Raw genomic sequence first — 12,380 nt, 5'->3', positions numbered from 1 at the left:
TTCGTGAAACTTATGTCTGTCATCTGCAATACTTATGTGCTTTTTCTGCACATCTCCCGCATACTTGTGAGTGACCGGGGTCACGACCCCGGATTCCTCGACAACGAAGTCTGAAAGGCTGGACATGACACAGCACCGTCGCTCCGCGGGTTTGAAGGTAGTTGGCGCCCTCGCCGTCCCCACCATTGCGGCCCTCGCCCTCTCTGGCTGCTCCACCTCCGCCGGCAGCACCTCTTCTTCGGGTGGAACCCAGGAATTCTCCCTCTCCTTCGCCACCTCCAACAACATCGAGAGCCCCTTCCAGACGCTGGCAGAGGACTACATGAAGTCCCACTCGAACGTGAAGATCACGTTCAACCCCCAGCCAAATGACTCCTATGACCAGACCCTGCGGACCCAGCTCCAGGCCGGCAACGCCTCGGACGTCGTGGTCACCACGCCCGGTTCCGGCCAGGGGCGCAGCATCCTGCCCCTCGCGCAGGCAGGCTTCCTGGAGCCGCTGGACGATGCCGCCAAGAAACTGGTTCCCGCCGGCAGCGACGCACTGTTCGGCGCGGACAGCAAGGTCTACGGCCAGGCCATGGAAATCACCGTGGTGGGCCTGGTGGCCAACGAGACGGCAGCGAAGGCAGCCGGCATCACTGACTTCCCCGCAGACTTCGCCTCCTTGGAGAAGCAGTGCAAAAACCTTCAGTCTTCCGGTAAGTCATTCTTCGCCCTGGCCGGCGCGGCTGCCCCCAACACCGGGCTGATGGCGATGTCCCTGGCCGCCGGTCGGGTGTACGCCGATGATCCTGAATGGAACGCCCAGAGGACCTCAAACCAGGTAACGTTCGCGGGCTCGGACGGATGGAAGTCATCCCTCGAAGCGGTCAAGAAGCTCAATGACGCCGGCTGCTTCCAGCAGGGTGCGGCCGGCGCAGGATTTGACGCAATCACCCAGGGCCTTGCCAGCGGAACCTCCGTTGCCGGCTTCATTCCCGCCCCCAGCTGGAAGCAGCTGAAGACCGCGGCAGCCGGTTCGGAATTCGATGTCCGTGCCCTCCCGGCCGAGCAGGCCTCGGACAAGGCCTACACGTTTGCCAGCGCAAACTACGCCTTCTCCATCAACGCCGCCTCCAAGAACAAGGACGCGGCCAAGGCCTTCCTCGACTGGGCGGCGGAGCCGGAACAGACCAAGGCCTTTGCCGAGATTGATGGCGCCCTTCCCGTCAGCGGACTGGACAGCTACGACTTCAACGGCAGCGCCTACAAGAACGTGGGCGACCTGATCAAGGGCGGAAAGTATGGCCCGCTGCCCAACAGCCAGTGGCCCAACTCGTCGGTCTACGACGCCCTGGCCACCGGCGTCCAAGGGTTGATCACCGGGCAGAAGACCACTGACCAGGTTCTGCAGGCCATGGATGCCGCCTGGGGACAGTAAGTCTTCCACTCCACTACCGTTCCAACGACTCAACGGGACAAGCAAGGAATTATCATGACTGCGACGATGCAACCCAAGAGCGAAGCAGCAGAAGCACCCCGGCGAGGCAAGCGCGCGCCGGGGGCGGGCCGTCCCGCCCGTCCCCGGTCCCGCTCCCTGGAGTTTGGACACTGGTGGTGGGCGCTCCCCGGGATCGCCCTCGTCATCGCCATCCACTACGTGGCAACCGGTATCGGCGGGTTCTTCGCCTTCACCAACTGGACGGGAATCGGTTCCTTCAAGATCACCGGTTTGTACAACTTCGAGGCAATTTTCAAGGACCCCACGAAGGTCGGCGCCCTCTCCAACACGCTGTTCCTGGCCTTCGGGTCGGTATTGCTGGGCAACGTCGCCGGGTTGATCATCGCACTGGGACTGAACCGGGTCCTGAAGACGCGCTACATCCTCCGCACGCTCTTCTTCATGCCGGTGGTCCTTAGCCCGCTTGCCACCGCCTACATCTGGAAGTACATCTTCGACTTCAACGGCCCCATCAACGTCCTGCTGAAGGCAGCCGGCCTCGGAGAACTGGCAAAGCCCTGGCTCGCCGACCCCCAGTGGGCCATCTGGACGGTCCTTGTTGTCCTCGTGTGGTCCTCCACCGGGTTCGCCATGGTGATCTTCATGGCCGGACTCGCCGGTGTTGCGGTGGAGGTCGAAGAAGCCGCGGCGATCGACGGCGCCAACCTGTGGCAGCGCTTCCGGAACGTCACGCTGCCGGCGATCCGTCCCGCCGTCGCGATCGCCACCACGCTGGGAATTGTCCAGGGCCTCCGGGTCTTCGACCCCATCATGGCACTCACCGGCGGCGGCCCGGCAGGGGCCACGGAAACGCTTGCCACGCAGGTGTACAAGCAGGCGTTCGCGCTGGGCAACTTTGGCGGGGGAGCTGCCCTGGCCCTGGTCCTCGCCTTCATCATCCTGATCTTCGCCGTGATCCAGCAGCGGCTGACGCGATCGAATCCTGAGGACTAACCCATGTTCCGCTACACGAAATTCACCCTGATCCGCGAAATCGGGCTCTGGGCCCTGGCCCTGGTCTTCCTCGCCCCGTTCTACTTCCTGGTGACCACGGCCCTGAAGCCGGACAGCGAAATGTACACAACCTCTGCCCTGGCCCTTCCCGCGAATCCGGACTTTGGCAACTTCGTGAAAGTCCTTACGGCCACGGGCAATTCCAACGTTATGGCCGGCCTGGTCAACAGCGTCATCATCACCGCCGGGAGCATCATCGGGTTGATCGCGCTGGGGTCCATCACCGGCTACGTTATTTCCCGCAGCACCCGCAGGTGGAGCAAGGCGGCGTACTACCTCTTCCTGGTGGCCATCATCCTTCCGGGCCAGCTCGGCGCCGTGCCGCTGTACATGGGCGCCCGTGGGCTGGGGCTCACCGGATCGGCCTGGGGCCTGATCGTCCTGTACACCGGGATGCTGCTGCCGCTCTCAATCTTCCTGTACTCGAACTTCTTCCGTGGCCTCGGTACGGACTACGAGGAAGCCGCCACGATCGACGGCGCCAGCAAGACGCAGGTCTTCTCCAAAGTGGTGTTTCCCATGATGGCTCCGGCCACCGGAACGGTCACCATCTTCGCCGGGCTGATCGTGTGGAACGACTTCTTCACTTCGCTGATCTTCCTGGGCGGATCCGCCAACCAGACACTCCCGGTGGCCATGTACTACTTCATCGGCTCGCTGGTCTCGAAGTGGAATTCCATCTTCGCGATCGTAATCGTATCCATGATTCCCATCCTGGCGTTGTTCCTGTTTGCGCAGAAGCGCTTTATCCAGGGCTTCTCCGGCGGACTCAAAGGCTGACCCGCATGGCCGGCAACCGCGAGGCGTTTGAACGCTTCGTGGAGATCTTCTACACCCAAAAACGGGTGCGGGAAGCCTTCGGGTTCCTTGTCGCCGACGAGTACCGGCAGCACAATCCCAGCATCCCGGATGGTCCGGAGGCCGCCATCCGGATGCTCACGCCGAAGTTCGACGATGCCCCGGACTCCCGCTTCGAGGTCCAGCGGATCCTCGTTGACGGGGACCTGGCAATGGTGCACGTCCGCGCTTCAGGCCCCGGACGTCCTGATGCCGCCGTCGCAGACATCTACCGCTTCGAAGCCGGGCGCATCGTGGAGCACTGGGACGTGCTGCAGCCCGTCCCCGACCATCCGGTCCACGACCACCCCATGTTTTAGGCAACTACTTCCCAACGATTTCAGGAGACAGCCATGTTCCAACTTGCACCCAATATCGACCTTTTGTTCTCTGAGGCAGGCGACAGCGCAGCAGACCGAGTCCGCGCGGCCGCCGCGGCAGGCTTTGATGCGGTGGAAATGTGGGGCCCCACCGGCAAGGACATCCCCGCCCTCAAAGAGGCGCTGCAGGAAACCGGCGTCCAGCTCACCGCCCAGCTCGCTGAACCCCGGATGCAGTTCATGATCCCGCCCAAGGACCACGCCCCCTTCTATGCGGGCCTGGATGCCGGGGTGGAGGTTGCGCGGCAGCTGGGCTGCCCCCGGATGGTAGTGGGCAGCGGGACCGGCTTCGGCGGCCGGAAACGGCAGGACCAGCTCGACGAACTGATCGAAATCTTCGCCAAGGCAACGGCCCACATCGACGGATCCGGCATCACCCTGGTCCTGGAACCGGTCAACACCCGGGTGGACCACCCCGGAGCGTTGCTGGACAGGACCTCCGAAGCCGTTTACATCGCCAGGGGAGTGGACTCGCCCAACTTCGGCGTCCTCTACGACCTCTACCACTCAACGGTGGAAGGCGAGGACGTGGTGGCGGAACTGGCCAACGCCGGCGGCCTGATCAATTACGTCCAGATTGCCGACGCGCCGGGCCGCGGCGAGCCGGGCTCCGGTTCCATCGACTGGTCCGCCAGGCTTTCCGACCTGCAGGACAGCGGCTACACCGGTCCCGTCGGGCTTGAGTACTACCCCACCATCGAGTCCGCCAAGTCTGTCCGGCGCATCCAGGAACTGGCGGCTGGGCGGTGAGCAGCAACCGCTACCCGGCCGCCGTCGATGTAGCGATCGTCGGCAGCGGCCCCACCGCGTCCGCGTATGCCCGCATCCTCAGCGAGAGGGCTCCCGGAGCCAGCATCGCCATGTTTGAGGTGGGTCCCACGGTGAGCAATCCGCCGGGCGCCCACGTCAAGAACATCGAGGATGAGAACCTCCGTGCAGCCGCCCAGCGGGCATCGGAAGGCCCCGGGGCCGGGGCCGAGACGGTCAACTCACCCGGCGCCGTCAAGAGCGGCGAACGCCGGGCCCGGCCCGGAACGTACCTGCTGCAGGACGGCTACGCGTTCCCCGGTGAGGACGGGATGCCCGTAGCGGCAATGTCCAGCAACGTGGGCGGCATGGCCGCCCACTGGACCGCCGCCTGCCCCCGCCCCGGCGGAAAGGAGCGCATCGGTTTCCTGCCGGACCTGGAGCAACTGCTGGAGGAAGCCGGCCGCCTCCTCGGCGTCACCACTTCCGCCTTCGAGTCGGCACCGTTCTCCCGCCTCGTCCACGACCGTCTCGCCGCCGCCGTTGACGACGGCCGAAACCCGGCCTTCCACGTCCAGCCCATGCCGCTCGCTGTTCACCGGCGTGGCGACGGCCGCCTCGTGTGGTCCGGATCCGACGTCGTCATGGGCGATGCCACCCGGGAAAACCCACGGTTCGACCTGTTCGACGAGTCCTTGGTCCGGCGTGTCCTGGTCGAGGGCGGGCGCGCCGCCGGTGTGGAGGTGGAAGACCGCCGCGGTGGAGGCACGCACCGGGTGGCCGCGCGCTATGTGGTGGTGGGCGGTGACGCCCTGCGCACCCCCCAGTTGCTGTGGGCGTCCGGAATCAGGCCCGATGCACTGGGCCGGTACCTCAATGACCAGTCGCAGGTGGTATTTGCCACCCGTCTTCGCGGCGTCAGCGTCGAGGAGGGGCAGGCGCGTGCAGACGGAGCCCTCAGTGAGCAAAGTGGCGTGACCTGGGTGCCCTATACGGATGACATGCCCTTCCACGGCCAGATCATGCAGTTGGATGCTTCGCCCATTCCCTTGGCTGAGGACGACCCCGTCGTTCCCGGATCGATCGTGGGGCTGGGGCTGTTCTGCGCCAAGGACCTCCAGCGCGAGGACAGGGTGGCGTTCGACGATGGCACGCTGGACAGCTGCGGGATGCCTGCCCTGCGCATCCACTACAGCCTGACCGAAAAGGACCGGGAGGTGCTGGAGCGGGCCCAGCAGGAGATCGTGCGGCTCGGCAAGGCCGTGGGGGAGCCGCTTGATGAGCGGCCCTTCGTCCTCCCGCCGGGTGCCTCGCTGCACTACCAGGGCACCACACGGATGGGGCAGTACGACGACGGCGGGAGCGTGTGTTCCCCGGACAGCGAGGTCTGGCAGGTCCCCGGCCTCTTCGTGGCCGGCAATGGCGTAATTCCCACCGCTACGGCGTGCAATCCTACCCTGACATCGGTGGCGCTCGCGGTCCGCGGGGCAGGAAAGATCGCTGCGGAACTCGCCGATACTTTACTTATGTCTGATTCAGACAATAGAATGACTAAATAATGAATAAGCGGAAGCTGCCGCTTTTCCGATGCAGGCAAGGCATGCCGCAGACAAGGAGGTCTCGATGATCGCCGACCGCATAATCGAGCAAGGAACACTCACCAGTCATGACGGCCGCGCCGCCGTCGAGGTCCGTATTCCCTGGTACCGGGCCCTTCCCGGGTCCTGCATTGCCGGGGCAGCACTCACCATTGACGGGGTTGCGGCGCCGGAGGAATCACTGCGCTGGACCATGAACAACCGCACGTTCAGCTTTGAGGAGCTCGTGGACCAGACCGACGAGTGGTGGTTCCCGCTGGACTCCGCAGTTCTTTCCGGTGACCTGCCGGTGGATGCTTCCCGCGCCGGGCACGAGGTGCGGGTGGACGTGAAGCTCTACATCCCCTACATCATCACCGACCACGGCGTGCTGCACATCGAAGAGCACGACACCAAGACCATGAAGGTGGCACAGCGATGACCAGCCCCGGCACGCCCATCCAGGGCGTCACCCTTTACAGCTTCACCCGTGCCTTCCATGGCCGGGAGTACGACCTTGACGGCCTGATCCGCAAAGTCGCGGCCGAAGGCTTTGGCCCCGGGCTCGAAATCATCGGCTTCTCCAGCCTGCGCGGCTTCCCCGACCGCGTCGACGACAACTTCGTGGGGCAGTTCCGGGACCTTGTGGCGGAGGTGGACCTGGTGCCCACCTCGCTCGCCGTCAACGTTGACACCGGAATCCGCCGTGACCGGCTCATGAACCACGATGAACTGGTCGAATACATGCGCAAGCAGATCGAAGTGGCAGCCCGGCTCGGCTTCCCGATTGCCCGGGTGCAAATCTCGCTGACGCCTGATGCCATGGAGAGCCTCCTTCCCGTTGCAGAAAAGTACGGCGTCACGCTGGCGCTGGAGGTCCACGCAGACCAGCACGGCGCGCACGAACGCGTCCTTGCGCTGCGCGACCGCTACGAGAAGCTCGATTCACCACTCCTGGGGTTCACTGCCGACTGGGGCGCCACCGTCACCGGCTTCGCGCCTTCGCTGTTGGAGGCATACCGCCGCCGCGGAGCGTCCGAGGACCTGCTCCAGCAGGTGGTGGACTTGTGGAACGGTTTCTACGCGGAAGGACCGCCCAACACCCAGAAAGTCCACGGGGAACGGTTCGGCGCCTTCATCGGCCTTGCCGCCCGCAACGGCCGGCCGGACCTGGGCATCGACTTCGCCATCAACGGAACCGGCCTCTTCGGCCCCGCGCCGCTGGACACCTGGCTGGAAATCATGCCGTGGGTCCGGCACGTCCACGGAAAGTTCTTCGGCATCGACGAGAACGGCGAAGAGCCGTCCGTGCCGGTGCGCGGCCTGGTCCGCCAACTGGTGGAGAACGGCTACTCCGGCGCGATCTCCAGCGAATACGAAGGCTGGCACTGGAACAACTGGCAGGACCCGTTCGACATCATCCGCGGCGAGCAGGCCGTCCAGCGGTCAGCCGCAGCCAACGCCGGCTCGGCCATGATCACCGACCCCGCGGAAGCACGCCGCATCCTCAACAGCCACCTCGCCCAGCCCGTCCGCGGCTGACACCGAAGGGACCATTAACCATGACTGAAGGCATCGCCGGCTCCGGCATCGAGCTTGGCATCACCCTCTACTCACTCACCTCTGAATTCGCCGCCGGGCTCTACACGCCCGAAACGCTGATCAAGGCCGCGGCCGACGAAGGCCTCGGCCCCGGCGTCGAATTCAATATCGCCCAAATGTTGCGCACCTATCCCGACGTGGACGACGACTTCGTGAAACTGTGGCGCGACAGCATGGACCGCTACGGCCTCACGCCCAGCGCCGTCGGCACCAACCTGGACATGGGCCGCCGCAAGGAACGGGACATGACGCCGGACGAGGAGTTCGACTTCTTCGCCAGGCAACTCAAGACCGCCAACACGCTGGGCTTCAACAAGATCGTCATCCGGTCAGCCGGCAAGGAACTGCTGCGGCGCCTTCTTCCCCTGGCCGAAAAGTACGACCAGAAGCTGGGCTACGAGATCCACGCCCCCCAGGGTCCCAACGATCCGAAGATCCTTCAGATCCGGGAGATGTACGCCGAGCTGGACAGCGAGCGGCTGGGCTTCACCGCGGACTTCAGCTCCACCATGCACAGCCTTTCGCCCACTCTGTTCCGCACGCTGACCCAAATGGGCTTGCCCCAAGAGCACTTTGCCGTCATGCAGGACATCTGGCGCAAGCCCCTGCCCATGCAGGAACGCAACCAGGAGTTTGAGGACTACCTGCGGGAAAACAACTTCGATCCGGCGCAGCTTGGTCCGTTCACCCGGCTGGCGTTCAACATGCACGGCCTGGTTCCGCCGGAGGAATGGCTGGACATCATGCCGCAGATGTTCCACGTCCATGCAAAGTTCTACGACATTGACGAGAAGGGCAACGAGCCCGCCATGGACATTCCGCGGATTGTGCGCCAGTTCGTCAAGGGCGGCTACCAGGGCTTCCTGTCCAGCGAATGGGAGGGCCATGCCTTCGCCGACCTCGGCGAATCCGATCCCATCGAGCTGGTGAAGAAGCAGCACGCCCTGATGCGCAGTGCCATCGAAGACGCCGTCGCACCAAACGCCTCTGACTCCCACCCGACCCTGGTCGAGACCGCTAAGTAAGGAAAGCCCATGGCAACTCACAATTCGCTGTTCCAGGACACCGACGTCCGCAGGCACCCGGAAGGCATCTCCGTAGCGGTGCAACTGCCGTGGTACCGCAGCCTCTGGCTGTCCGCCGTGGACGACGTCGCGGCAACCGTCAACGGTGTGGAAATCTCCAAGGAATCCCTCCGCTTCGAGCTGCAGGGCAAGTCATACTCCATCGCGGAGCTCCCGGAGCAGTGGGAAACCTTGTGGTTTGTGGCTGACAAGCCGGACATCATCATCCCGCTGGACCGCGTTCCCGACGCCGGCGAGGAAATCGACGTCGAGGTCATCCTGACCCTCCGCCTGCTCTACATGCAGATCGCTCCGATGCGGTACGTGGGAAACCGGGTGGCAGTGGACCGAAAGGTCGTGCTGGCATGACCACCCTGCGCGTGGCCATGATCGGTTACGGCTTCATGGGCGCCGCGCATTCCCAAGGCTGGCGCACGGCTCCGCGGGTGTTCGATCTTCCCGCCGAGCCGGAAATGGCGGTCATTGTTGGCCGGAATGCCCAAGCGGTAGGTAAGGCTGCGCGGAAGTGGGGTTGGGCTGAGGCGGCCACTGACTGGCGCGACGTGATCGCGCGGGAAGACATCGACGTCGTCGACATTGTCACCCCGGGCGACTCCCACGCCGAGATCGCCATTGCCGCACTGGAGGCCGGGAAGCACGTCCTGTGCGAGAAGCCGCTGGCCAACAGCGTGGCCGAAGCCGAAGCCATGGCCGCAGCCGCGGAAAGGGCGGCCGCCCGCGGCCTCCGCGCGATGGTGGGTTTCACCTACCGCCGCGTCCCCGCCGCCACGTTCCTGCGGAAACTCATTGCCGAAGGCGCCGTGGGCACCGTCCGCCAGGTGCGGGCGTCCTACCGGCAGGACTGGCTGGTTGACCCGGACATGCCGCTCGCGTGGCGCCTGCAAAAGGAACACGCCGGATCCGGGGCGCTGGGTGACATCGGTGCCCACGCAATCGACCTGGCCCAGTTCGTCACCGGACTGAACCTTGACACGGTCTCCGGCGTGATCGAGACGATCGTGAAGGAACGGCCATTGCTGGAATCGGGCGCGGGGCTGTCCGGAACTGCCGGAGCGGGATACGGCAAGGTGACCGTGGACGACATCGCCATTTTCACCGGCCGCTTCGAATCCGGCGCGCTGGCCTCCTTCGAGGCATCCCGCTTCGCGACCGGCCGTAAGAACGCGCTGCAGATTGAGGTTTCCGGGGACAAGGGAGCGCTCGCCTTCGACCTGGAAGACCTCAACAGCGTCCAGTTCTACGACCGGACCTCTTCCCCGGACCGCCAGGGTTTCCGGAAGATCCTGGTCACCGAGCCGGAGCACCCCTACCTGTCAGGATGGTGGCCTGCGGGTCACATGCTTGGCTACGAGCACGGATTCTCCCACCAGGTGAAGGACCTTGTGGAGGGCATCGTCAACGGCACCGACCCGCATCCGACCTTTGTCGACGGCCTGCAGGTGCAGCAGGTGCTGGAGGCGGTTGAACGCAGTTCTGACAACGGTTCCGCCTGGACACGGGTCGCCGCCGGCGTCCCTGCCCCGGCAGTGTAAGGAGGAGGCATCCGTGGCACGACCGATCACATTGTTTACCGGCCAGTGGGCCGACCTGCCCTTCGAGGAAGTTGCCCGCCTCGCCGGCGAGTGGGGCTACGACGGCCTGGAGATCGCCTGCTGGGGCGACCACCTGGACCCTTGGCGCTGGGACGACGACGCCTATGTCCAAGGCAAGCTGGACATCCTTGAACGCAACGGCCTGGAGGTGTGGACCATCTCCAACCACCTCAAGGGCCAGGCGGTTTGCGATGATCCCATCGACGAACGGCACCGGGGCATCCTGCCGGACGTGGTCTGGGGCGACGGCGACGCGGAGGGCGTCCGCCGGCGCGCCGCCGAGGAATTGAAGAACACCGCACGGCTGGCCGCGAGGCTGGGCGTGAAAACGGTGACGGGCTTTACGGGATCGTCCATTTGGAAGTATGTGGCCATGTTCCCGCCGGCCACGGAGAAGATGGTCGACGCCGGCTACCAGGATTTTGCCGACCGGTGGAACCCGATCCTCGACGTCTTTGACGCGGTGGGCGTCCGTTTTGCCCATGAGGTGCACCCGTCCGAAATCGCCTACGACTACTGGACAACCCAGCGCACCCTGGAAGCGATCGGACACCGCGAAGCCTTTGGGCTGAACTGGGACCCCAGCCACATGGTCTGGCAGGACATTGATCCGGTGGGATTCCTGTGGGACTTCAAGGACCGCATCTACCATGTGCACTGCAAGGACACGAAGAAGCGGCTGGCCAACGGACGCAACGGCCGGCTTTCGTCCCACCTGCCGTGGGCCGACCCGCGCCGGGGCTGGGATTTCATCTCCACCGGCCACGGCGACGTGCCCTGGGAGGACGCGTTCCGGATGCTCAATTCCATCGGCTACCGCGGACCGCTGTCAGTGGAGTGGGAGGATGCAGGCATGAACCGGCTGGACGGCGCCCCCGAAGCACTCGAGTTTGTCCGCCGGCTTTCCGGTTACGAACCCTCCGCGGCGGCCTTCGACGCCGCCTTCAGCACCAAGTAGCAACATCATCAGAGCGGCCGGCCCGGAAGATCCCGGCCGGCCGTTGTGTTTGTTGACCCGACTCAACTGCCGGAGGACAGCGCCGCCTCCGCCAGCGCCAAGTGCCGCCGCGTCATTTCCGTGGGGTCGTCCTGCAGCCACTCGTGGCCGCCCCACTCGCTGGTCAGCGTGCCGGTGAAGCCGCTCCGGCTGAGCAGGCCGGCGAGGTCCCGCAGCGGCTGCGAAACCCTCCCGTCGTCGTCCAGGTCCCAGAACTTCAGATGGAAGGCGCCCACCAGGGGCATGATGCCCTGCAGGTCTGCTGCCTCGCTGCGGCCGAAGCGGATCAACAGGTTCATGAAGAGGGTGTGGATCCGCGGCGGAACCTGCCCTGACCGGAGCAGGGCCGTGACCGCGTCGAGGGTGGCGGGATCCCGCCAGTCATGTTCCAAGCGCGCCAGAAGTTCCGCGGGGATCCCGCTTTGGCGAAGCTTTTCAAGGTAGGTGGCGGGAAGGGCCGGCATGAGCATGCTGATGTCCACGAGCACCCGCACGTGGTCATCCGCCAGCGCGGCGATTGCGTCCAGGGCAGGCTCGACGCCGGGGTTCCCGGGAGCCTGCCGGCCTTGGATTTCCTCGAACAACACCAGGTCCAGTTCATGCAGCATCGGCTGCAGCAGGGTGAGCAGGTCGGGCCCCGCTTGTCCGATCGGCAGCCGGACTCCGTGGGCTCCAACCCGGTGCGCTGCACGCAGTTGCGGTGCCAGGAACTCCAGCCGCTCCAGCAGGGAACGCCGGGTGGTGGGGGAGGTGAACTCGTCCAGGCTCGCCCCCACAATGCTGATGTGGCCCCCTCGCGACGCCAGGGATTGGCGGAGGCCGTCCACTTCCTCGTCCTGCGGATCGGGAAAGGACCGCCACACAAGCCCCGGTTCAAGTTCCACGGTTTTCACCAGGTCCGCAATACCGGAAACGATGTCCGGGGCAGTTCGCCCGGCGGCCACGATGTCGGGAGCCCAGTTGAACGAACTGGCGCAGAGAGTCCAGTCGGCGGAAATTTCGGCAGCCATGAAGCACCTTTCCTTTTGTGCCTTTAACTGACAAACTTATGTCAGTTTTAGGATAA

Annotated in this window: 13 protein-coding genes; 12 read left to right on the top strand and 1 reads right to left on the bottom strand. The window is 64.8% G+C overall.

Translation table 11 applies throughout. From position 1 onward, the window contains the following. Positions 1–124 precede the first annotated feature (124 nt). From QF050_RS02945 to QF050_RS02890, 12 genes are all read left to right on the top strand, one after another. Positions 125–1,423 carry an extracellular solute-binding protein gene (locus QF050_RS02945; protein WP_308929080.1) on the top strand — a complete coding sequence of 433 codons (1,299 nt, stop codon included), beginning with the start codon at positions 125–127 and terminating at the stop codon, positions 1,421–1,423. A 54-nt stretch (positions 1,424–1,477) separates the two neighbouring features. Next, complete coding sequence (locus QF050_RS02940; protein ID WP_308929079.1) at positions 1,478–2,437, top strand: ABC transporter permease subunit; 960 nt, start codon at positions 1,478–1,480, stop codon at positions 2,435–2,437. A 3-nt stretch (positions 2,438–2,440) separates the two neighbouring features. Then, positions 2,441–3,277: a carbohydrate ABC transporter permease gene (locus tag QF050_RS02935; RefSeq protein WP_308929078.1), complete on the top strand. Its 837-nt coding sequence runs from the start codon at positions 2,441–2,443 to the stop codon at positions 3,275–3,277. A gap of 5 nt (positions 3,278–3,282) precedes the next feature. Further along, on the top strand, positions 3,283–3,654 hold the full coding sequence (locus QF050_RS02930) for a nuclear transport factor 2 family protein (protein ID WP_308929077.1): 372 nt from the start codon (positions 3,283–3,285) through the stop codon (positions 3,652–3,654). A 33-nt stretch (positions 3,655–3,687) separates the two neighbouring features. Next, on the top strand, positions 3,688–4,464 hold the full coding sequence (locus QF050_RS02925) for a TIM barrel protein (RefSeq protein WP_308929076.1): 777 nt from the start codon (positions 3,688–3,690) through the stop codon (positions 4,462–4,464). Then, positions 4,461–6,020, top strand: coding sequence for a GMC oxidoreductase (locus QF050_RS02920; RefSeq protein ID WP_308929075.1), 1,560 nt, complete (start codon positions 4,461–4,463; stop codon positions 6,018–6,020). The genes QF050_RS02925 and QF050_RS02920 overlap by 4 nt, the downstream gene beginning before the upstream one ends. A 64-nt stretch (positions 6,021–6,084) precedes the next feature. After that, positions 6,085–6,480, top strand: coding sequence for a DUF6379 domain-containing protein (locus QF050_RS02915; RefSeq protein ID WP_308929074.1), 396 nt, complete (start codon positions 6,085–6,087; stop codon positions 6,478–6,480). After that, entirely contained in the window at positions 6,477–7,580 is a 1,104-nt protein-coding gene (locus tag QF050_RS02910; RefSeq protein ID WP_308929073.1) for a sugar phosphate isomerase/epimerase, read from the top strand. The genes QF050_RS02915 and QF050_RS02910 overlap by 4 nt, the downstream gene beginning before the upstream one ends. A gap of 20 nt (positions 7,581–7,600) precedes the next feature. Then, positions 7,601–8,665, top strand: coding sequence for a TIM barrel protein (locus QF050_RS02905; protein ID WP_308929072.1), 1,065 nt, complete (start codon positions 7,601–7,603; stop codon positions 8,663–8,665). Between the two features lie 9 nt (positions 8,666–8,674). Then, entirely contained in the window at positions 8,675–9,073 is a 399-nt protein-coding gene (locus tag QF050_RS02900; protein ID WP_308929071.1) for a DUF6379 domain-containing protein, read from the top strand. Beyond that, positions 9,070–10,257, top strand: coding sequence for a Gfo/Idh/MocA family oxidoreductase (locus tag QF050_RS02895; RefSeq protein ID WP_308929070.1), 1,188 nt, complete (start codon positions 9,070–9,072; stop codon positions 10,255–10,257). The genes QF050_RS02900 and QF050_RS02895 overlap by 4 nt, the downstream gene beginning before the upstream one ends. A 13-nt stretch (positions 10,258–10,270) precedes the next feature. Beyond that, a complete protein-coding gene (locus tag QF050_RS02890; RefSeq protein ID WP_308929069.1) occupies positions 10,271–11,275 on the top strand; it encodes a sugar phosphate isomerase/epimerase family protein in 1,005 nt (334 codons plus the stop codon). A gap of 62 nt (positions 11,276–11,337) precedes the next feature. Here QF050_RS02890 and QF050_RS02885 read toward each other — a convergent pair whose 3' ends face one another. After that, entirely contained in the window at positions 11,338–12,324 is a 987-nt protein-coding gene (locus tag QF050_RS02885) for a restriction endonuclease subunit R (RefSeq protein ID WP_308929068.1), read from the bottom strand. Positions 12,325–12,380: the final 56 nt, after the last annotated feature.

This window comes from Arthrobacter sp. SLBN-112 (assembly GCF_030944625.1).
Lineage (GTDB): Bacteria > Actinomycetota > Actinomycetes > Actinomycetales > Micrococcaceae > Arthrobacter.
This window is presented reverse-complemented; position numbering and strand designations above follow the sequence as displayed.

Coding starts and splice junctions, on each gene's coding strand:
- QF050_RS02885 (WP_308929068.1), bottom strand. CDS start 12,324: ATGGCTGCCGAAATTTCCGCCGACTGGACTCTCTGCGCCAGTTCGTTC.
- QF050_RS02900 (WP_308929071.1), top strand. CDS start 8,675: ATGGCAACTCACAATTCGCTGTTCCAGGACACCGACGTCCGCAGGCAC.
- QF050_RS02910 (WP_308929073.1), top strand. CDS start 6,477: ATGACCAGCCCCGGCACGCCCATCCAGGGCGTCACCCTTTACAGCTTC.
- QF050_RS02915 (WP_308929074.1), top strand. CDS start 6,085: ATGATCGCCGACCGCATAATCGAGCAAGGAACACTCACCAGTCATGAC.
- QF050_RS02925 (WP_308929076.1), top strand. CDS start 3,688: ATGTTCCAACTTGCACCCAATATCGACCTTTTGTTCTCTGAGGCAGGC.
- QF050_RS02940 (WP_308929079.1), top strand. CDS start 1,478: ATGACTGCGACGATGCAACCCAAGAGCGAAGCAGCAGAAGCACCCCGG.
- QF050_RS02935 (WP_308929078.1), top strand. CDS start 2,441: ATGTTCCGCTACACGAAATTCACCCTGATCCGCGAAATCGGGCTCTGG.
- QF050_RS02945 (WP_308929080.1), top strand. CDS start 125: ATGACACAGCACCGTCGCTCCGCGGGTTTGAAGGTAGTTGGCGCCCTC.
- QF050_RS02905 (WP_308929072.1), top strand. CDS start 7,601: ATGACTGAAGGCATCGCCGGCTCCGGCATCGAGCTTGGCATCACCCTC.
- QF050_RS02930 (WP_308929077.1), top strand. CDS start 3,283: ATGGCCGGCAACCGCGAGGCGTTTGAACGCTTCGTGGAGATCTTCTAC.
- QF050_RS02895 (WP_308929070.1), top strand. CDS start 9,070: ATGACCACCCTGCGCGTGGCCATGATCGGTTACGGCTTCATGGGCGCC.